This is a genomic window from Glycomyces rhizosphaerae (genome assembly GCF_042647865.1).
Classification (GTDB): domain Bacteria; phylum Actinomycetota; class Actinomycetes; order Mycobacteriales; family Micromonosporaceae; genus Glycomyces; species Glycomyces rhizosphaerae.
Window position 1 is genome coordinate 38,098 of sequence record NZ_JBHRWO010000008.1, and the last position, 17,347, is coordinate 55,444.

The 17,347-nt window shown below is 71.1% G+C and carries 16 protein-coding genes; 7 read left to right on the top strand and 9 right to left on the bottom strand.

Annotated features, from left to right (window positions below; all coding sequences use genetic code 11):
* The first annotated feature begins 143 nt into the window (after window positions 1-143).
* The 3 genes from ACFO8M_RS08325 to ACFO8M_RS08335 are packed head-to-tail and all read left to right on the top strand — an operon-like array spanning window position 144 to window position 2,963.
* Window positions 144-1,592, top strand: a complete 1,449-nt coding sequence (locus ACFO8M_RS08325) for a KamA family radical SAM protein (protein ID WP_387973694.1) — start codon at window positions 144-146, stop codon at window positions 1,590-1,592.
* Window positions 1,589-2,428, top strand: a complete 840-nt coding sequence (locus ACFO8M_RS08330) for a BKACE family enzyme (RefSeq protein WP_387973191.1) — start codon at window positions 1,589-1,591, stop codon at window positions 2,426-2,428. The genes ACFO8M_RS08325 and ACFO8M_RS08330 overlap by 4 nt, the downstream gene beginning before the upstream one ends.
* Window positions 2,429-2,441: 13 nt before the next feature.
* Window positions 2,442-2,963, top strand: coding sequence for an isochorismatase family protein (locus ACFO8M_RS08335; protein WP_387973194.1), 522 nt, complete (start codon window positions 2,442-2,444; stop codon window positions 2,961-2,963).
* Window positions 2,964-3,021: 58 nt separating this feature from the next.
* Here ACFO8M_RS08335 and ACFO8M_RS08340 read toward each other — a convergent pair whose 3' ends face one another.
* The 6 genes from ACFO8M_RS08340 to ACFO8M_RS08365 form a co-directional block, all read right to left on the bottom strand.
* Complete coding sequence (locus ACFO8M_RS08340) at window positions 3,022-3,318, bottom strand: hypothetical protein (RefSeq protein WP_387973197.1); 297 nt, start codon at window positions 3,316-3,318, stop codon at window positions 3,022-3,024.
* Window positions 3,319-3,557: 239 nt separating this feature from the next.
* Window positions 3,558-4,553 carry an ABC transporter substrate-binding protein gene (locus tag ACFO8M_RS08345; protein ID WP_387973200.1) on the bottom strand — a complete coding sequence of 332 codons (996 nt, stop codon included), beginning with the start codon at window positions 4,551-4,553 and terminating at the stop codon, window positions 3,558-3,560.
* A 29-nt stretch (window positions 4,554-4,582) separates the two neighbouring features.
* Entirely contained in the window at window positions 4,583-5,392 is an 810-nt protein-coding gene (locus ACFO8M_RS08350) for an ABC transporter ATP-binding protein (RefSeq protein ID WP_387973202.1), read from the bottom strand.
* A complete protein-coding gene (locus ACFO8M_RS08355; RefSeq protein ID WP_387973205.1) occupies window positions 5,389-6,504 on the bottom strand; it encodes a FecCD family ABC transporter permease in 1,116 nt (371 codons plus the stop codon). The genes ACFO8M_RS08350 and ACFO8M_RS08355 overlap by 4 nt, the downstream gene beginning before the upstream one ends.
* Window positions 6,501-7,526 carry a FecCD family ABC transporter permease gene (locus tag ACFO8M_RS08360; protein ID WP_387973208.1) on the bottom strand — a complete coding sequence of 342 codons (1,026 nt, stop codon included), beginning with the start codon at window positions 7,524-7,526 and terminating at the stop codon, window positions 6,501-6,503. The genes ACFO8M_RS08355 and ACFO8M_RS08360 overlap by 4 nt, the downstream gene beginning before the upstream one ends.
* Window positions 7,527-7,623: 97 nt before the next feature.
* Window positions 7,624-7,932, bottom strand: a complete 309-nt coding sequence (locus ACFO8M_RS08365) for a hypothetical protein (protein ID WP_387973211.1) — start codon at window positions 7,930-7,932, stop codon at window positions 7,624-7,626.
* A gap of 154 nt (window positions 7,933-8,086) precedes the next feature.
* On the opposite strand from ACFO8M_RS08365, the gene ACFO8M_RS08370 reads away from it, so the two are divergent.
* The 3 genes from ACFO8M_RS08370 to ACFO8M_RS08380 are packed head-to-tail and all read left to right on the top strand — an operon-like array spanning window position 8,087 to window position 12,239.
* Window positions 8,087-9,826, top strand: coding sequence for an ABC transporter transmembrane domain-containing protein (locus ACFO8M_RS08370; RefSeq protein ID WP_387973214.1), 1,740 nt, complete (start codon window positions 8,087-8,089; stop codon window positions 9,824-9,826).
* The gene (locus ACFO8M_RS08375; RefSeq protein WP_387973217.1) at window positions 9,823-11,562 is read left to right on the top strand and encodes an ABC transporter ATP-binding protein; all 1,740 of its coding nucleotides are present in this window, start codon (window positions 9,823-9,825) and stop codon (window positions 11,560-11,562) included. The genes ACFO8M_RS08370 and ACFO8M_RS08375 overlap by 4 nt, the downstream gene beginning before the upstream one ends.
* A 41-nt stretch (window positions 11,563-11,603) precedes the next feature.
* The gene (locus ACFO8M_RS08380) at window positions 11,604-12,239 is read left to right on the top strand and encodes a hypothetical protein (protein WP_387973220.1); all 636 of its coding nucleotides are present in this window, start codon (window positions 11,604-11,606) and stop codon (window positions 12,237-12,239) included.
* Here ACFO8M_RS08380 and ACFO8M_RS08385 read toward each other — a convergent pair.
* Genes ACFO8M_RS08385 through ACFO8M_RS08395 form a run of 3 tightly spaced genes read right to left on the bottom strand, consistent with a single transcriptional unit; the run spans window position 12,236 to window position 15,249 of the window.
* The gene (locus ACFO8M_RS08385; protein WP_387973223.1) at window positions 12,236-13,432 is read right to left on the bottom strand and encodes a serpin family protein; all 1,197 of its coding nucleotides are present in this window, start codon (window positions 13,430-13,432) and stop codon (window positions 12,236-12,238) included. The two genes, ACFO8M_RS08380 and ACFO8M_RS08385, sit on opposite strands and share 4 nt — an antisense overlap.
* A gap of 10 nt (window positions 13,433-13,442) precedes the next feature.
* Entirely contained in the window at window positions 13,443-14,066 is a 624-nt protein-coding gene (locus ACFO8M_RS08390; RefSeq protein WP_387973226.1) for a hypothetical protein, read from the bottom strand.
* Window position 14,067: 1 nt separating this feature from the next.
* Window positions 14,068-15,249 carry a serpin family protein gene (locus ACFO8M_RS08395; protein WP_387973229.1) on the bottom strand — a complete coding sequence of 394 codons (1,182 nt, stop codon included), beginning with the start codon at window positions 15,247-15,249 and terminating at the stop codon, window positions 14,068-14,070.
* 180 nt (window positions 15,250-15,429) lie between these two features.
* Here ACFO8M_RS08395 and ACFO8M_RS08400 point away from each other — a divergent pair, with 180 nt between their 5' ends.
* Window positions 15,430-17,346 (top strand): GTP-binding protein, encoded by a 1,917-nt coding sequence (locus tag ACFO8M_RS08400; RefSeq protein WP_387973232.1) that lies wholly within the window; start codon window positions 15,430-15,432, stop codon window positions 17,344-17,346.
* Window position 17,347 lies beyond the last annotated feature (1 nt).

Here is a 17,347-nt window from a genome sequence, read left to right on the forward strand (position 1 = left end):
TCTCAATATGCGGGACCTAGCGCACTACAGTAACGGAAGGTTATCCTCGTCACAAGGATGGGCATCCCTATCCACGCGTATTCCCGGGCTACCAGCCCGGACATGGAGGTGAGAAGGTGTCGGATCGACCAGCGGGAGACACAGTGCCCGTGATCGAGCAGCCGTACCAGTACCGGCGTCGTCGGCTGGAGGAGCCGGATTGGACGCGGTTCCCCGGCTGGGGCGACGTGACCGAGGCCGACTGGGCTTCGGCGCAGTGGCAGCGCGTGCACTGCGTCAAGAACGTCAAGCAGCTCCGCGAGGTCGTGGGCGATCGGCTCCACGAGTCGTTCTACGAGGACCTCGCCTCGGACATGGCGCACTCGGCGACCATGTCGATGCTGCTGCCGCCGCAGATGCTCAACACGATGGCGCCCGCGATCGAGGAGACCGCCCCGGGCTCGTGGACCGACGCGTTCTACGCCGACCCGGTGCGCCGCTACATGCTCCCGGTGGCTTCGGACCGGCACACCGACTGGCCCTCGCACCCGTTCGCGACCCGCGACTCGCTGCACGAGCACGACATGTGGGCGGTCGAAGGCCTCACCCACCGGTACCCGACGAAGGTGCTCGCCGAGCTGCTCTCGACGTGCCCCCAGTACTGCGGGCACTGCACGCGCATGGACCTCGTGGGCAATTCGACGCCCACGGTGGACAAGCGGCGGCTGGCGCTGAAGCCGGTCGACCGGCAGTCGGCGATCCTCGATTACCTTGTGGCGCATCCGGGCGTGCGGGACGTGGTCGTCTCGGGCGGCGACGTGGCGAACCTGCCGTGGAAGCAGCTCGAACGGTTCCTCGACCGGCTCCTGGACGTGGAGACCATCCGCGACATCCGCCTCGCCACCAAGGCCTTGATGGGTCTCCCCCAGCACTGGCTGCAGGACGAGATCGTCGAGGGCATGGCCCGCGTCGCCAAGCGCGCGGCCGGCCAGGGGGTCAACCTGGCGATCCACACCCACATCAACCACGCCAACTCGGTGACCCCGACCGTGGCGAAGGCCGCGGCGGCGATGCTCGACGCCGGCGTGCGCGACGTGCGCAACCAGGGCGTGCTCATGCGCGGCGTCAACGACACCCAGGCCGACCTGCTCGACCTGTGCTTCGCCCTGCAGGGCGAGGCGAACATCCTGCCGTACTACTTCTACATGTGCGACATGATCCCCAACGCCGAGCACTGGCGCACCTCCGTCGCGCAGGCCCAGGACCTGCAGACCGCGATCATGGGCTACCTCCCCGGGTACGCGACCCCCCGGATCATCTGCGACGTGCCGATGGTCGGCAAGCGCTGGGTCCACCAGCTCTCCGAGTACGACCGCGAACTCGGGATCTCGTACTGGACCAAGAACTACCGCACGTCGATCGAGGCCGACGACCCCGACGCGCTCACCCGCCGGTACCCGTTCTACGACCCGATCGACACGCTTCCCAAAGCGGGGCAGCAGTGGTGGGCGAACATGCACCCGCCGATGCGCGCCAAGGAGGACGGGAACGAGGCCGCGGCGCGGTCGCGCCTGGCCGCGGCCCTGCACGACGAGACGGCGGAGGTCGCGTGACCGGGACGCTGATCACGGTGGCGCCCACCGGGGCCGAGGTCGACAAGGCCGAGGTCCCGGCGCTGCCGGTGACGCTGGAGGAGCTGGCCGACACCGCGAAGCGGTGCGAGCAGGCCGGCGCCTCGATCATCCACGTGCACCTGCGCGACGACGACGCCCGACCGACCCTCGACCCGGTGCGCCTGCGGGACGCCGTTGCGGCCCTTCGGGACACGACGGACCTCATCGTGCAGCTGTCGACGGGCGGCTCGGTCCGCGACGGGGAGCGGGCGCGGCTCGCCGTCCTCGACGCGGAACCGGACATGGCCTCCTGCACGATGGGGACGGTGAACTTCGGCGAGGACGTCTTCATGAACCGCTGGGAGTTCATCGTCGAACTGCACGAGCGCATGCAGGACAAGGCGGTCGTGCCGGAGTACGAGCTGTTCGACCTGGGCCACCTGGCGGCGCTGGAACGCCTCCTGAACCTGCACGAGCTGCCGTTCGGCGGCCACGTGCACGTGGACTTCGTGCTCGGCGTGCCGGGAGGCGCGGCGGGCGACGCGTCGACGGTGACCGCGTTCGCCGAGGGGGTGCGCCGGTACCTGCCGGAGGGAACCACCTTCTCCGCCACGGGCATCGGCAGGACGACGCTCCCGGTCATGTTCGCCTCGCTGGCCCACGGGGGCCATCTGCGGGTGGGCATGGAGGACACGGTCTCGTTCGCGAGGCGGCGGCCGGTCACGGGCAACGAACAGCTGGTCATGCGGGCGGCGGAGGCGGCGGCGCTGGCGCAGCGACCGGCGATCTCGACGGTCGAGGCCAGAAAGCTCCTGCGGATGCGCGACGCCGACTGACTACTGTGGCCGCATGACTCTTCTTGACCCCCAGCGGACTGCGATCGTCCTGGTCGACCTGATGCCGAGGCTCCTGGAGTTGCGGATGGAGCCGCGATCAGGTTCGTCCGTGCTGGAAACGGCGACGGCCCTCGCCGAGGGCGCCCGCAAAGCGGGCGCCCCGGTGGTGGCCATCCGGGTGGAGCGACCGAACGTGGACGAGCAGCCGCCGGGAAGCGAACTGGCCCAGCCGATCACGGCACTGGCGGATGTGGTCGTCGTCAAGCGCACCATCGGCGGCTTCCACGGCACCGACCTCGACGCGGCCCTGAACCGCGTCGGGGCCGAGACCCTGGTGATGGCCGGAATCATGACCAACCTCGGGGTCGAATCGACCGCGCGGTCCGCCTCCGACCACGGGTACGACCTGGTGTTCGTCGAGGACGCGATGAGCGCCCTGAGTCGAAGGGAGCATGATGCGGCGGTGGAACTGAACTTCCCCCGCTTCGGCACGGTCGTGAGCCAGGCCGACTTGGACTGGCAGAGCGCTGCCTGAGGACTGCGGCGAAGGGCCCGGCCGCTGTGCGGCCGGGCCCTGACGCGTCTTTCGGCGGTCAGCGGTTGTTCTTCGCCTGCTTCAACCCGGCCATGAGGTCATCGACGTTCATGGCGGGCGAGAGCGTGACCTTCGCGTTCAGCTCGTCGAACAGGGGCGTGGTGACGACCGGCATCATGGACTCCTTCTGCATGTCGAAGAAGATCATCATGGTCCGCATCCCGTCCTGCGGGGAGAAGTAGGCGGCCTCCGGCTTGAGCATCTCCAGCATCTGCTTGAGCTTCTTCGGCCACTCCTCATCGGAGATCTGCTGGCCTCCGTCGGCCGGGACCTGCACCTTCAACAACATGCGCATCGGACTCATCCTCCTGACGCCGCGCCGGTCGAGCACGCCTTTCGCGCTCTACGGACCGGACGACGACTCCATAACACCGCGCCCGAGAGCCCCTGTCCGGATTTCCCAAATACCCTGATGCGCCTGCCGAACGGCGAACAACGTGCTAGCGCCCGCTACGCGTCGCGGCCTTCCGGAACAGGTCGGCACAGCGAGGGCCCGGCCGCGCCCCGTTCGAGGAGGGCGCGGCCGGGGGCTTGTTATTCGGCGCCCGGGAGGTCGACCCCGGCGGCGTTCGCCAGGTCGGCGAGGACGAGGCGGGCGGCCTGGATGCCGATGCCGCTCATCCAGATCTCGTCGGCGACGTTGAAGACCTTGTCGTTCTTGACCGCTTCCATCTCGGCCCACAGCGGGTTGTCCATGGCCGCTTCCTGCTCGGTGTTCTCCGGGATGTCGGCCGCGGTGACGAAGAGCAGGTCGGCGTCGGCGAGGTCGATCTGCTCGGGGCCGACTTCGAGGGCGAAGTCGTCCACGTCCTGCGATTCGGGGCGGGCGACGCCGACGTCTTCGAGGATCACGCCGGAGAAGGTGGCCTTCTGGTACAGGCGGGTCGGGCCCGCGACGAACCGGACGATCGACACGGTGGGCATCTCGCCGTAGGCCGCTTCGATCTCGGTGCCGAGGGCCGCGGCCTGGGCCTCGTAGGCCTCGAGCGCTTCGGCCGCTTCGTCTTCGAGGCCGAGGGCCTCGGCGTGGACCGCGAGGTTCTCCTTCCACGCCACGCCGGTGGTCTCCGTGAACACCGTGGGCGCGATGGCCGAGAGGTCCTCGTAGAGGGCCTCGTGGCGGATCTTCGAGGAGAGGATCAGGTCCGGCGCGAGCTCGGCGATCTTCTCCAGGTCGGGCTCCTCCATCGGGCCGACGTCCACAGTGTTCTCGGTCATCGAGGCCAGGTAGTCGGGGAAGCCGCCGGTGCTCTTGAAGTGCGGGGAGACCGCGCCGACCGGCTCGATGCCGAGGAGCGTCACGTCGTCCAGCTCGCCGGAGTCGAGGACCACGACCCGCTCGGGCCGGGCCGGGATCTCGGTCTCGCCCATGACGTGGGCGATGGTGCGCGGGAACGCGCCGGTCGCGTCGGATTGCTGCTCGGCGGCGTCGCCGGTCGCGGTCGCCGCGCCGCAAGCGGCCGTGGCGGCCAGCGCGGCGGTCGCCAGCAGTGCCGCGGCGGCGCGCAGACCGCTCCTCGTGGACTTCATGTGATGGGTTCCTTTCGGGTGGCGGGGTGTCAGGAGCGGCGGTGCCGGGCGCTCGCGCGCGGGACCACCAGCGGGGTGCCGGTCTCGGGGTCGGGGACGACGCTGCAGGCGACGCCGAAGACGTCTTCCACGAGGTCGGCCGTGAGCACGTCGGCGGGTGCGCCGACGGCCGCGGGAACGCCGCCGCGCATGACCACGAGGTGGTCGGCGTAGCGGGCGGCCTGGCCGAGGTCGTGCAGGACCATGACGACGGTGCGGTCGTGGTGGGCGTTGAGGTCGGACACCAGGTCGAGCACGTCGAGCTGGTGGCGCAGGTCGAGGAACGTGGTCGGCTCGTCGAGCAGGAGCAGCGGCGTGTCCTGGGCGAGCGCGAGTGCGATCCAGGCCCGCTGGCGCTGGCCGCCGGAGAGGTGGTCGACCGGGAGGTCCCGGAGCTCAGCGGTCTCGGTGCGCGCCAAGGCGGTCTCGACGGCGGCGCTGTCGGCTTCGGACCAGGGGCGCAGGGCGCGCTGGTGGGGGTAGCGGCCGAGGCGGACCAGCGCTTCGACGCTGATGCCTTCGGGGGCGGTGGGCTGCTGCGGGAGGAGGCCGAGGCGGCGGGCGAGGGCGCGGGCGCTCATGCGGTGGACGTCCTCGCCGTCGATGGCGACGGTCCCGGCGTCGGGGGCGAGGAGGCGGGCGAGGCCGCGCAGGAGCGTGGACTTGCCGCAGGCGTTGGGGCCGACGATGGCGGTGACCGCGCCGCCGGGGAGCGTGAGGTCGAGGTCGTCGACGATGATGTTGCGGCCGTAGCCGAGGCGCAGGCCCGCGGCGGTGATGGCGCCCTGGTCGTTGGTCATCCGGTGGTCCTCGGATCGGGTCGGTTCTGGCGGGCCATGAGCACGAGCAGGAACGGCGCGCCCAGGGTGGCGGTGACGACGCCGACGGGGATGCCGTCGAGCGGCAGCGCGTGCTGGGCGACGAGGTCGGCGGTGAGGAGCAGGAGCGCGCCGGTGAGGGCGTTCAGTGCGAGGGTGCCCGCGGTCGGCGGCCCGGCGAGGCGGCGGACGAGGTGCGGGACGGCGAGGGCGACGAAGCCGACGGGGCCGGTGAGGGCGACCGCGAGCGAGGCGAGGACGACGGCGACCGCGAGCAGCTGAAGGCGGGCGGGACCGGGGCGGACGCCGAGGGCTCCGGCGGCGTCGTCGCCGAGGTCGAGGACGGCGGCGCGGCGGTGGAGCGCGAAGGCGGCGGTGAGGGCGACCGCGGTGGCGGCGGCGCCGATGATCGTCTCGTTCCAGTTGCGGCCGTATAGGGATCCGGTGGTCCAGTGCAGTGCGGAGGAGGCGAGTTCGGCGGGGAAGCGGACGATGAAGAGGTTGACGGCGGCGGTCAGTCCGGCTTGGACGGCGAGGCCGACCAGGACGAGGCGGGTCGGGCTGATGCCGCCTTTCCAAGCGAGAAGGGTCAGGATGCCTGCGGCGCAGAGGCCGCCGCCGAGGGCCGCGAGCGGGGTGAGCGGTGCGGCGAGACCGAGGGCGACGGCGGCCGTCGCGCCGAGCGAGGCGCCGCCGGTGATGCCGACGACGTCGGGGCTCGCGAGGGGATTGCGGGCCACGCGTTGGAGGACCGCGCCCGCGACGGCGAGGCCGGCCCCGGCGATGGCGGCGCTGAGCACGCGAGGCGTGCGGAAGCGCCCGACGAGGAGCACGTCGCCGCGCTCGCCGGTGCCGAGGAAGAGCGCGTTGAGGGCGCGGGCGGGGCTGAGGTTGTTCTGGCCCAGGCAGATCCCGGCGAGCATCGCGGCGGCGAGGAGGACGAGCCCTGCCAAGGCCAGGAGCGCGATGCGGCGGCGCTGGCGGGCGATGGCGCCGAGGCGGCGCGAAGCGGGCGGTGGATCCGCGATGGCTCGACGGCCGTCGACAGGTGCGGCGGTCCCTTCGGCTTCGCCATGTCGCTCTTCGGTGCTCATCGGGCGGCCTTCCGGGCGAGGACGGCGAGGAGGGGCGCACCGAGGAAGGCGGTGACGATGCCGACTTCGATCTCAGTGGGGCGCAAGAGCATCCGTCCGAGGACGTCGGCGGCCAGCAGGAGCGCCGGGCCGCCGATGAGGCAGCCGGGCAGGAGCAGGCGAAGGTCGGGCCCGACGGCGAAGCGCACGAGGTGCGGTGCGGCGAGGCCGATGAAGGCGATCGGTCCGACGACGGCCACCGCGGAGGCGGCGAGGAGGACGACGGCGATGCCGCCGAGGAGCCGGGTGCGGGCGACGGGGACGCCGAGGGCCGAGGCCGAGTCGTCGCCGAGGCTCAGGGCGTTGAGGGCGGGCGCGACGAAGAACGCGAGCAGCGTCCCGGCGATGAGCGGGGCGGCGACGGGGACGAGCATGCCGAGGCTGCGTCCCGCGAGGGAGCCGACGAGCCAGAAGCGGGCCTCGTCGAGAGTCTGCTCGGAGGCGAGCAGGAGCGCGGAGGTCCAGGCCGCGAGGACCGAGGCGAGCACGGTTCCGCTGAGCGCCAAGCGGACCGGGTCGAGGTCGCCGGCGCCGCGGGCGAGGGCGAACACGGCGATGGCGGCGAGCGCGGCCCCGGCCAGGGCGAAGGGCAGGAACTCGGCGGGGCGGGCGAGGCCGAGCAGGTGGATGGCGGCGACGACGGCGAGCGCGGCGCCGGCGTTGACGCCGAGGGTGGTGGGCGAGGCGAGGGGGTTGCGGGTGACCCCTTGGCAGACGGCTCCGGCGAGGCCGAGGGCGGCACCGACGACGATGCCGATGATGGTGCGGGGCAGGCGAATGCCGGTGACGGCGATGGCGTCGCGGCTCGCGTCATCGCCGAGGAGCGCGTCGAGGACGGTGCCCGGCGGCACGGGCCGGGTGCCGAGGGCGAGGCTGAGCGCGATGCAGACGGCAAGGGCTGCAATGCCGACGGCGAACACCGCGGCGGTCCGCGTCGGGATTCGACTGCGGACCGCTTCATTCGAGGTGAGGGCGTCGGACACGCGAGCAGATTAGGTAAGGCATTCCTAACCACTTGCGAGCGCCATCGGGTTTCGTGGCCCTCGGCACAAAAACTTGAAAGTTCAACTCAAGGGAAGGTCAGTTGTGACCGCGTCGGCGGCCGCCGACGCCCGAGACGACCCCGCCGATCGCCAGGAAGACAAGGGCCGCGATGCCGTAGTTGACGACGGCACGGACCTTCGGGTCCTCGATCCCGGTGAACATGTCCCGGAACAGCCAGGAGAACCAGTTGGCCAGATCGGCCATGAAGTCCACCAGCGGGTTGCCGGGGTTGGCCTCCAGGAGGACGAACGCGAGGTGCAGCAGGATGATCAGCGCGATGAGCCAGAAGACCGCCGCGATGATGTGCACGATGACGGGGTTATGGCGTGTGGCGACGTAAGGCATGACAATTCCATTCGGTTCGATTATCTGTCGCTCTTGGACCCAGGGGTATCCCGCGGAGGTGCTGCTCAAACAGGACGGACGATCTCGGCAGGGTCGGGAAGCCGACGGTTTATGCGGTTCTCGCAATACCGGTCGGCCGGTAAGCTTGGTTCCCATGCCCTCCAGACCACGGCCGTCGGCACTGCACATTTCCGGCTCGCAAGCGTCCTCGGCGAAGCTTGCGAGCCGTAAGTCGGCACGGTCGAGACCGGCACTCACCCCGCTGCGCCTGCTCGTCGACCTCGCCCGGCCCCACACCGGCCGGATCGCCTTGGGCTCCATGTTCTTTCTGCTCGCGGGCGGCACCTCGATGGCGCAGCTGTGGATGCTCGGCCGGGTCGTCGACGAAGGCCTCATCGCCCGCGACGGCGGCGACTTCGCGTTCTGGTTGGGGCTCATGGCCATCGCCGTCACCGCGCAGCCGACGTTCTGGGTGCTCGGCTACCGGCAGTTCAACCGCGCCGCCGCCGTCAACCAGCAGGTCATCGTCGAGCGGCTCACCGACCACCTCAACACGGCCGGAACCGGCGTGCGCGGACGAGTCTCCGCCGGTGAGCTGGTGAACCTGCCCAGCGAGGACATGCGCAAGGCGGCCCATACGGTCACCGAGATCGGGTTCCTGGTCAACAACCTCGCCATGTTCATCATCGGCTCCGCCCTGGTGTGGTCGATCCACCCCCTGCTCGGCGGCATCGTGGTCGCCGGAAGCGTCGTCACCGCCCTCGTCGCCGGGCCGCTCCTGAAGCGCCTCCAGCGCCGCCAGGCCGACTACCGGGACATGATCGGCGGGCTCACCGCGCAAGCGGCCGACATCGTCGGCGGCCTGCGGGTGCTCCGCGGCATCGGCGGGGACCTGCTGTTCACCGCGCGGTACAAGGACCAGTCGACGGCGCTGCGCGACCGCGGCTACGCGGTGGCGAACTCCAGCTCGTGGATCCACGCCCTGCGCAACTCGATGCCGATCGTGTTCGTCGCCGTCATCACCTGGGTCGGTGCGCTCCTCGCCGTCGACGGCTCACTCACCATCGGCGGCCTCACTTCGGCGTTCAGCTTCGCGACCATCTTCATCGCCGTCTCGGGGAACTTCATCATCTCCGCGAGCTACCTGGTCGCGAGCTGGGTGGCCGCCGGTCGCCTCACCCGGTTCCTCGCCATCGCGACCGATGTGGACGACCAGGGGACGCTCCGCGGCGAAGGCGGAGAGCTGCGCGACCCCGATTCGGGCCTGGCCGTCCCGGACACCGGGGTCACCGTGCTCGTCACCGCCGAGACCGCCCCGGCACTGGAGGCCTGCGAGCGGCTGGCCCGCTACCGCGACTCCGAAGCGAGCTGGGGCGCGAATCCTCTGGAGGCGTATGCGCTCGCGGACGTGCGCGAGCGGATCATGCTGCTCACCGACGAGGACTACCTCTTCGACGCGACGCTCGCCGAGACGCTGCGGGTCGACCCCGACGCGGCGTCGGCCGCGCTCGCGACCGCTTGCGCCCGTGACGTGTACACGGCGCTCGGGGGTTCGCTCGACGGGCGCATCGCCGAAGGCGGGCGGAACCTCTCGGGCGGCCAGCGCCAGCGGCTCCGGCTCGCCCGCGCGCTCGCGGCCGAACCGCGGACCCTGCTGGCGGTCGAGCCGACCTCGGCGGTGGACTCGCACACCGAATCGCTCATCGCCGCACGGGTGGCCGTCGCACGCGCGGCACTGTCGACGCTGGTGGTGACGGCCTCGCCGCTGTGGTTGGCCCACGCCGACCGAGTGGTGTGGATGGTCGAGGGCAAAGTGCACGCCGCAGGGTCGCACGCCGAGCTGCTGGCCGACCCCGAATACCGCCGTCTCGTGAGGCATGAGGAGTCCGCATGAGCGCCACCGACACACAATCGCGCCTGCCGATCGCGAGCCCGGCGCAGGTGCGGCGGGCGTTCCTGGACCTGCTCGCCGCGGACAAGGGCCCGGCGGTGCAGGTCCTGGTCATGTACACGCTCGCGGCCGGATTCAGCGTCGCCGTACCGGTTCTGCTGGGCCGGGTCGTCGACGGCATCGGCGCGGGCTGGGACGCGGGCGACGTCAACTTGGCGTGCGGCGTCATCCTCGTCTGCGTCGCCGTCCAGTTCGTGCTCAGCCGCCTGGGCCGGCGCGCGGGCTACCGGTTCGGCGAGCGGGCGGCGGCGCGGCTGCGCGAGGACGTCGTGGCCCGGGTGCTCGCGCTGCCGCTCGACCGGGTCGAGCAGGCCGGGCGCGGCGACCTCGGCACCCGAACGGCGTCCGACGTGAACATGGTCGCGGACCTGCTGCGCGACAACGGACCCACGATCGTCACCTCCCTCATAGAAGTGCTCGTCCTGTACCTCGCGCTCTTCGTGGTCCACCCGCTGCTGGGCCTGGTCTCGCTGCTGACGCTGCCGCCGCTGATGCTCGCGGCGCGCCGGTATCTGCGCCAGGCGAACCTGGTGTTCACCGCGCAGCGCGCGGCCATGAGCGAGGCTGCCGAGACCCTGTCCGCTTCGGGCAGCGGGGCTCGGACGGTGGCCGCCCTCGCGATGCAGCAGGAAAGGCGCGCGCTCGGTTACGCGCGGGGCACGACCCTGTTCGAGCGGTTCATGCGGCTCATCCGGCTCCAGGTCGAGTTCTTCTTCCTCCTGCTCTGGCTCAATCGGTTGCAGCTGCTGCTCACGATCGTCGCCGCCGGCCTGTGGTACACCGAGGGCGGCCTGAGCCTCGGCACGGCGGTCGCGGCGATCACCGTGGTCGTGCGCATCGCCAACCCGACCAACGGGGTCATGATCCATCTCAGCGAGTTCCAGCAGGGTTCGGCGGCGCTCGCACGGATCGCGGGCGTCGGGCTGATCGAAGCGACGCCTCGCGAGGCCGAGCCGGACGGGACCGACCTGGTCCTCGACACCGTGACGTTCGGGTACGGCGACGGCCCTGACGTGCTGCACGGACTCAGCCTCCACCCGAGGCAGGGCGAGCGACTGGTCGTGGTCGGGCCTTCGGGGGCCGGGAAGTCGACGATCGCGCGCCTGCTCGCGGGCATCGACCGGCCGCGGACCGGATCGGCCCTGCTCGGCGGGGTGCCGGTGTGCGACATCGCGGTCGAGGATCTGCGCCGCCGCGTGGTGCTCGTGACCCAGGAGCATTACGTGTTCACCGCGACCCTGCGCGAGAACCTGATCCTGGCCGCACCGGACGCCGACGACGCGCACCTGCTCGAGGCGCTTCGTCGCGTCGACGCCGGGTGGGCCGCCGCGGCCGGGCTGGACACGATGCTCGGCCCCGAGCATCGCAAGCTGACTACCGCTGAGGCGCAGCAGATCGCGCTCGCACGCGTCGTGATCGCCGACCCGCCGATCGTGATCCTCGACGAGGCCACGGCGGGGATCGACCCTGCCAGCGCTGGCAATGTGGAGGCCGCGCTCGCGGCGGCGCTCGCGGGCCGCACGGTCATCGCGATCGCCCACCAGTTGCAGGCGGCGGCCTCGGCCGACCGGATCGCGGTGGTCGAGGACGGGCGGATCGCCGAAGAGGGCCCGCACGACGAACTGCTCGCGGCGGGCGGGGTCTATGCCGGGCTCTGGCACGCGTGGCAGGGCGACTGATCAGGGTTGCCCGAGGCGGCTCGGGCGGTTAGGGTCCGAAGATGTCGAGAATCCCCGTAACCGGTGCCGATGTCGAACGGGCCGTTGCCCTTACCGCGGAGGCGTTGCGCCCCGCACCCGTCGAGGCCTGGGGCAACCAGGCCGGGCCGATGGACTGCGACTGCTGGGACGCCTTGGACCACTTGAACAACGGCCTGTTCTCGTACGCGCTCCGGCTCGCGCCGCAGGTGCCGTACCTCCAGGGACGTCCGACGATCACGTGGCAGCGTCCAGGGGAGCAACCGCTGCCGATCATCACCGACCGCGAGGCGGGCCCCGAGGCCGGGATCGAGGTTCTGCTGATGATGGGCGGCCTGGTCGCGGCCGTGGTCGACGCCCGTCCCGCGACGGCGCGGTCATGGCACATCTGGGGCACCGCCGATCCCGAGGGCTTCGCGGCGATGGGCGTGGTCGAGACCCTCGCGCACGCCTTCGACCTGACGCAGGGTCTCGGCGTCGACTTCACTGCTCCGGCGGACCTGGTCGCCCCGGCGCTGGCGCGGCTCTTCCCCGAGGCGCCCGAGGGCACCGCCCCGTGGCCGACCTTGCTGTGGGCCACGGGGCGCGGCGAGCTCGACGGGCACGCGAAGCGGAGCCCGGATTGGACCTGGCACGCCGCGCCGCTGGACGAGGACTAGGCGATCTCGGGCCGGTCGACCCAACCGGCGATGAGGATGAGGCCTGACGGGCGGTGCCGGGCGAGGTAGGCGAAGGGCCGGTCGAAGCGCACCGAGGCGCGGACGTGCCGGTGGTCGAGTTTCGGGACGCCCGCGGCGCGGGCCATGGCGATCGCGGTGACCGCGGCGGCCTCGAAACCGGTGGCGCTGAAGACCGCCATGGCGGTCTGCCTGGCCTGGCTCACGAAGACCGGTTCGGCTGCAAGGCGGTCGAACCGGGCCCGGTCCTGGTCGGAGGCGAGCACGAGCCCGAGCGCGGGGGCGTCGTCGCCGAGGTCGAGATCGCTGTCGAGTTTGAAGCGTACGGTCTGGACGTCGATCTCGGGGCCGGTCTGCGGCCGCATGGACTTGTACTCGGTGACCTCGACACCCACGGCCCGCTCCCCCACCGCGAGCTCGGTCGACGAACGGCCCCAGGCGGGATCGGTCGCGGCGTCGATGAGGGTGCCCATGACCGCTTGGGGCGCAAGGTCTTCGCGGCCGAGGCCCAGGAGCACGTCGATGTCGCCGTCGCCGGGGAGGGTGAGTACCGAGGCGTCTTCGGCGACGCGCAGGAGATCGTCGTGGAGGGTCGCGGTGAGCGCGCGGCAGCGCCCGAGCCCGGCCCAAGGCCCTTGATTGAAGACGCGGCCGGAGTCCTGGAACGGCGTCACCCAGGTGGTCCGCACGGACAGTGCGCTTGCGAGGACGATATCGATCGATTGACTGAAATCCAGCGGCATCCGTTCGATGAGCCCGTCGGTGTTGCGGGAGGCCCATTCGTCGAGGGCGGCCTTGTCGGTGGCGGGGTCGCCGGTGAGCGACCCGACCGCGTTCACGGGCAGGCCCGCAGTCCATTCAGGGTCGAGCGTGACCAGGGCCCCGGCCCAGACTGCGAGCGCGAGCCGGATCGCCGGGGTCGACAGAGCCGCTTCGAGCAGTGCGGCGGGAAGCCTGGTGGCCTGGTCGGCGTCGATGCCGGCGGCGGCCAGGAGCTCATCGCGGGTCCCGTCGACCGCTCCGGTCGCCAGCGCGGCGAGCAGCGGCCAGATGCCGAGCCCGGAGGCGACGGCCGGAACCGATGGCCGGGAGGCGAACCACCGCCGCGTGAGTCCGTTGGCGGCCTTGATCTCGCGCGCGGTCAGTGCGTCCTGGATAGTCGTCTCGGTTCCCATGCCCTGGATGCTAGTGCCCCGAAGCCGCCTCCATCGGATCGGCGACCCAGCCGGTCTTGGCGACGGCGCCTGAGGAGCGCTGCCGGACGTGATAGGCGAAGGGGCGGTTGAACGTGATCCGTACGGCTCGGTGCCGGTGCCGCGGGCCTTCACCCTGATCCTCGGGTGCGGCGGGCGCACGGTCGGCCGAAGTGGAGTCGGGTGGAGCGGTCTCGGTGTCGCCGAAGCCGAACTCGTTGAAGACGGTGCCGTCGGCGAGCCGGAGGCGCGGCGCGAGCACTTCGGTGTCCGGGCCGGGGCGCGGGCCGGTGGAATCGTATTCGAGGACGCCGACGCCGAGGTCCGCGACGGCCTCGGTCGCGGGTCGGCCCCAATCGGGCGCGACCGCTGCGGACAGGGCCGCTTCGACCTCCGCTCCCGGCGTCCGTTCTCGGCCGAGTCCCATGAGGAGGTCGAAGTCGCCGGTGCCGCGCACGGTGAGTGCTGCGAGGTCGTCGCCGATGCGCAGGACGTCCTCGAAGTAGACGGCGCAGAGGATGCTCCCGCGGGTCCGCCAGGGGCCGCGGCGGAACCGGCCCCGGGTGTCGTAGAAGGGCGTGACCCATCGGATGTTCGTGATCTCGTTCGGCGGCAAGCTAGTCCCCCGGCTCGGTGACCCAGCCGGCGATGAGGATGAGGCCTGAAGGGCGGTGGCGGGCGAGGTAGGCGAAGGACCGGTCGAAGGTGACCACGGCGGTCCGGTGCGGGTGCGTCTGCGCGGGGAAGCCCGTGTAGGCCATGCCGAACGCGGTGACGGCCGCGGCTTCGAAACCGGTGGCGCTGAAGACCGCCGTGGCGGTCTGCCTTGCCTGGCTGACGTAGAGGCGTTGGGCGGCTAGGCGGTCGAACTGGGCGAGTTCGTCGTCGGAGGCCAGTTCGAGGCCGAGCGCGGCAGCGTCGTCGAGGAGGTTCAGGTCGCTGTCGAGCGCGAACGCGGGCACGGTCGCCGTCGTCTCGGGGGTGGTCTGCGGGTCGGGACCCTGGTACTCGCGAAAGGTGACGCCTATCGACGGCGCGCCCGCGGTGAGGTCGCTTGCCGGGCGGCCCCAGCGGGGGTCGGCTGCGGCGTCGATGAGGGTCGACATGACCTCCTGGGCCGGCGTCTCCTCGCGGCCGAGTGCGAGCAGCACGTCGATGTCGTCATCGCCCTGCACGGTGAGCACGGCCGCGTCTGGGCCGACGCGCACGACCTCCTCCTTATAGGCGGCCGTGAGGACCTTGCCCCGACCCTCCCAAGGGCCGCTTGCGAAGGGACCGTAGCGCTCCTCGAACGGCGTGCGCCACGTCGTGCGCACCGACAGGGCGCTGGCGATGAGCAGTTCGATCGGTTCCTCGAGGTTGATCGGCATCTGCTCGATGAGTCCGTCGGTGTTTCGGGAGGCCCAGGCGTCGAGGGCGGGCTTGTCGACGGCGGGGTCGCCGGTGAGGGAGCCGATGGCGTCGACCGGCATGCCGGCGACCCATTCGGGGTCGAGGGCGATCCTGGGTCCGGCCCAGGCCGCCAAGGCGAAGCGGAGGGCGGGGGCCGACCTGGCGGCGTCGATCAGCGCGGCCGGGACGTACGCGGCCTGGCCGATGTCAATGCCGGCCGCTTCCAGCAGTTCTTCGCGGGTGGCCTCGACGGCGCCGGTGGCGAGCACGGCGAGCAGGGGCCAGATGCCGAGCCCGGAGGCGACCGCGGGGATCTCGGCGCGGGAGGTGAGCCAGCGCCGGGTGAGTTCGTTGGCGGCCTTGATCTCTTCCGCGGCCAGGGCGTCTTGAAGGGTGGTCTGGTCCATGCCCCGGATGCTAGCGGCTGCTTGCGCGTTAATTCGCTTGCGCGGCCCCTGGAGCGGCCCTACCCTCGGGCACATCGTCGGATCCGACGTGTCAGTCCTCGCCGTAGAAGGAGATCGCAATGCGCCAAGCCTCGGAGTGCTCCGTCCGATTCCAGCCGATCTCACTCTCGAGGACTTGCATTGTCGTCTCCCAGTTCGTATCTCAACCTGGGCATTCTCGCCCATGTCGACGCCGGTAAGACCAGCCTGACCGAGCGCCTCCTGTTCGGCGCGGGCATCATCGACAGCGTCGGCAGCGTCGATGCCGGCAGTACGCAGACCGACTCCATGGATCTGGAGCGGCGTCGCGGCATCACCATCCAGTCGGCGGTGGTCGCGTTCCAGTTGGACGACCTCACCGTCAACCTCATCGACACTCCCGGACACACCGACTTCATCGCCGAGGTGGAGCGGGCGCTGCGCGTGCTCGACGGCGCGGTCCTCGTGGTCTCGGCCGTCGAAGGCGTGCAGGCGCAGACGCGGGTCCTGTTCCGCACATTGGAGCGGCTGGGCGTGCCGACGCTCCTGTTCGTCAACAAGATCGACCGCCGCGGGGCTCGCGAGGCGGACCTGCTGGAGGACCTCGCCGAGATGCTCAGTCCGCGGCTGCTGCCGATGGGCACGGTCCGCGAGATCGGCACCGGTGAGGCGACCGCGGTGCCGTTCGCATTCGGCGACCCGACGTTCACCGATCAAGCGATCGAAATGCTCACCGCAGGCTCGGACGAGTTCCTGGCCGCGTACCTCGACGACCCCGATTCGCTCGACTGCGAGGCGGAGCTGGCCGCGCAGGTCAGGTCGGGCGGGGCGCATCCGGTCTATTTCGGTTCGGCCGTGACGGGTGCGGGCGTGGCGGCCCTGACCGAGGGCATCCGGCGGTATCTGCCGGTGCCGCAACGGAATCCGGAGGGCGAGCCGGTCGGGACGGTGTTCAAGGTCGAGCACGGCGCGGCGGGTCAGAAGGTCGCGTACATCCGGCTGCACAGCGGCCGGATCGCGCCGCGAGAGCAGCTGCGGTCGTTCCGCCGGGTCGACGGGACCGTCGAGTCGTTCGAAGGCAAGGTGACGGGCGTCGAAGTGTTCGCCACGGGCACCGAGGCGGTGACGGCCGTCGCGGAGCCCGGGAGCATCGCGAAGGTCAAGGGCCTCACCGAGGTCCGTATCGGCGACGCGATCGGCTCGGAATCGGCTTTGGCGAGCGGCGGCTTTTTCACGCCGCCGACGCTGGAGACCGTGGTGCGCCCGGCCGAGCCGGGCGACCGGATTCCGCTCAACCGGGCGCTGCTGAGCCTGGCCGAGCGGGACCCGCTCGTGGACCCGCACCTGGACGAGCTGTCCGAGGAGATGGCCGTGCGGCTCTATGGCGAGGTGCAGAAAGAGGTCGTGGCCTCGCTGCTGGACGAGGAGTTCGGCATCGCCGTCGAGTTCGAGGAGACGCGCGCGATCCACATCGAGCGCCCGCTCCGAACCGCTTCCGCCTTGCACGAGATGGGCCCTTGGCAGCAGACGCCCCACATCGCCACCGTGGGCCTCCGGATCGAACCGGGCGAGCCTGGATCAGGCCTCTCCTACGGGCTCGAAGTGGAGCGCGGCTCGTTGACGCGCACGCTGCGCAACGCGGTCGAAGAGACCGTCCACAAGGTCTTGAAACGGGGCCTGTACGGCTGGGCGGTCACCGACTGCCGGGTGCTTTTGACGGCGACCGGTTATATCGGCAAGGCGAGCACGGCGAACGACTTCAGGGCGGTCACCGCGTTCCTCCTGGACGTGATGCTCAAGGAGGCGGGCACCGAGGTCTGCGAGCCGGTCAACAGCTTCCATGTGGAGTTCCCGTCCGGGACCGGCAACGCGGTCCTGAAGACGCTCGGCGAGGCGCGGTCGAACATCAAGGGCCAGTTCTCGACCGAGACGACCGGCTACGTCTCCGGATTCATGCCGACCGAGGCCGTCCACGGGGTCGAGCGCCGCCTGCCCGGCATCACCGAAGGCCTGGCGCTCTTCACCACCGAATTCGCCGAGTACCGTCCTGTCTACGGCACCCCGCCGAGGCGCGGATAGG

Excerpts from the sequence above, each read along its gene's own strand:
- ACFO8M_RS08335 (WP_387973194.1), top strand. The coding sequence starts at position 2,442 with ATGACTCTTCTTGACCCCCAGCGGACTGCGATCGTCCTGGTCGACCTG.
- ACFO8M_RS08340 (WP_387973197.1), bottom strand. The coding sequence starts at position 3,318 with ATGCGCATGTTGTTGAAGGTGCAGGTCCCGGCCGACGGAGGCCAGCAG.
- ACFO8M_RS08345 (WP_387973200.1), bottom strand. The coding sequence starts at position 4,553 with ATGAAGTCCACGAGGAGCGGTCTGCGCGCCGCCGCGGCACTGCTGGCG.
- ACFO8M_RS08350 (WP_387973202.1), bottom strand. The coding sequence starts at position 5,392 with ATGACCAACGACCAGGGCGCCATCACCGCCGCGGGCCTGCGCCTCGGC.
- ACFO8M_RS08355 (WP_387973205.1), bottom strand. The coding sequence starts at position 6,504 with ATGAGCACCGAAGAGCGACATGGCGAAGCCGAAGGGACCGCCGCACCT.
- ACFO8M_RS08365 (WP_387973211.1), bottom strand. The coding sequence starts at position 7,932 with ATGCCTTACGTCGCCACACGCCATAACCCCGTCATCGTGCACATCATC.
- ACFO8M_RS08370 (WP_387973214.1), top strand. The coding sequence starts at position 8,087 with ATGCCCTCCAGACCACGGCCGTCGGCACTGCACATTTCCGGCTCGCAA.
- ACFO8M_RS08375 (WP_387973217.1), top strand. The coding sequence starts at position 9,823 with ATGAGCGCCACCGACACACAATCGCGCCTGCCGATCGCGAGCCCGGCG.
- ACFO8M_RS08380 (WP_387973220.1), top strand. The coding sequence starts at position 11,604 with ATGTCGAGAATCCCCGTAACCGGTGCCGATGTCGAACGGGCCGTTGCC.
- ACFO8M_RS08385 (WP_387973223.1), bottom strand. The coding sequence starts at position 13,432 with ATGGGAACCGAGACGACTATCCAGGACGCACTGACCGCGCGCGAGATC.
- ACFO8M_RS08395 (WP_387973229.1), bottom strand. The coding sequence starts at position 15,249 with ATGGACCAGACCACCCTTCAAGACGCCCTGGCCGCGGAAGAGATCAAG.